The organism is Alkalibacter mobilis (assembly GCF_015594845.1).
GTDB lineage: Bacteria > Bacillota > Clostridia > Eubacteriales > Alkalibacteraceae > Alkalibacter > Alkalibacter mobilis.
Genome location: NZ_JADNRK010000064.1, coordinates 1 through 1,675 on the forward strand (window position 1 = coordinate 1; position 1,675 = coordinate 1,675).

Here is a 1,675-nt window from a genome sequence, read left to right on the forward strand (position 1 = left end):
TCAAAACATAACAGCACACTACTCACTTGCTCCCTAGAAAGGAGGTGATCCAGCCGCACCTTCCGATACGGCTACCTTGTTACGACTTCACCCCAATTACTAGCCCCACCTTCGGCAGCTGCTCCCTTACGGTTAGCTCACTGACTTCGGGTGTTGCCAACTCTCGTGGTGTGACGGGCGGTGTGTACAAGGCCCGGGAACGCATTCACCGCGGCATTCTGATCCGCGATTACTAGCAACTCCGACTTCATGCAGGCGAGTTGCAGCCTGCAATCCGAACTGAGATCTGTTTTTTGAGATTGGCTCCACATCGCTGTTTCGCTGCCCTCTGTTCAGACCATTGTAGCACGTGTGTAGCCCAGGTCATAAGGGGCATGATGATTTGACGTCATCCCCACCTTCCTCCGTATTATCTACGGCAGTCTATCTAGAGTGCCCAGCTTAACCTGATGGCAACTAAATACAGGGGTTGCGCTCGTTGCGGGACTTAACCCAACATCTCACGACACGAGCTGACGACAACCATGCACCACCTGTCCTCCTGTCCCCGAAGGGAACTCCTCATCTCTGAGGTCGTCAGGAAATGTCAAGACCTGGTAAGGTTCTTCGCGTTGCTTCGAATTAAACCACATGCTCCGCTGCTTGTGCGGGCCCCCGTCAATTCCTTTGAGTTTCAGTCTTGCGACCGTACTCCCCAGGCGGAGTGCTTATTGTGTTAACTACGGCACTGAGTTACCCCAACACCTAGCACTCATCGTTTACGGCGTGGACTACCAGGGTATCTAATCCTGTTCGCTCCCCACGCTTTCGCTCCTCAGCGTCAGTATCTGTCCAGTAAGTCGCCTTCGCCACTGGTGTTCCTCCTAATATCTACGCATTTCACCGCTACACTAGGAATTCCACTTACCTCTCCAGTACTCAAGTTCTCCAGTTTCAAATGCAATTCCGGGGTTGAGCCCCGAACTTTCACATCTGACTTAAAAAACCGCCTACAAGCCCTTTACGCCCAGTAATTCCGGACAACGCTTGCCCCCTACGTATTACCGCGGCTGCTGGCACGTAGTTAGCCGGGGCTTCCTCTAAGGGTACCGTCATTTTATTCTTCCCCTTCGACAGAACTTTACGATCCGAAGACCTTCATCATTCACGCGGCGTTGCTGCGTCAGGGTTGCCCCCATTGCGCAATATTCCCCACTGCTGCCTCCCGTAGGAGTCTGGGCCGTGTCTCAGTCCCAGTGTGGCCGTTCGCCCTCTCAGGCCGGCTACCCATCGTCGCCTTGGTGAGCTGTTATCTCACCAACTAGCTAATGGGACGCGGGTCCATCCTATGGCGATAAATCTTTCATTGAACGATCATGCAATCATTCAACTACATACGGTATTAATCCCGGTTTCCCGAGGCTATCCCCTTCCATAGGCCAGGTTACCCACGCGTTACTCACCCGTCCGCCACTTTCACTTCAGTGTAGTAAACTACTCCGAAGATCGCGTTCGACTTGCATGTGTTAGGCACGCCGCCAGCGTTCGTCCTGAGCCAGGATCAAACTCTCTATTATAAGTGTTTGAGTCCGCTAGAACTCTCTTTGGCTTTTGATACTCTTGGTATCAACGTTGTTTTTGGTTCTTTCTTTTAGCTTGGTTTTCGTGTGCTATTATATTTTCAAAGATCTCTTTT

At 51.8% G+C, this 1,675-nt stretch carries 1 rRNA gene; it reads right to left on the reverse strand.

The features are described 5' to 3' along the window. Window positions 1–37: 37 nt before the first annotated feature. Window positions 38–1,556: ribosomal RNA gene (locus IWB18_RS12380) — 16S ribosomal RNA — on the reverse strand. Window positions 1,557–1,675 lie beyond the last annotated feature (119 nt).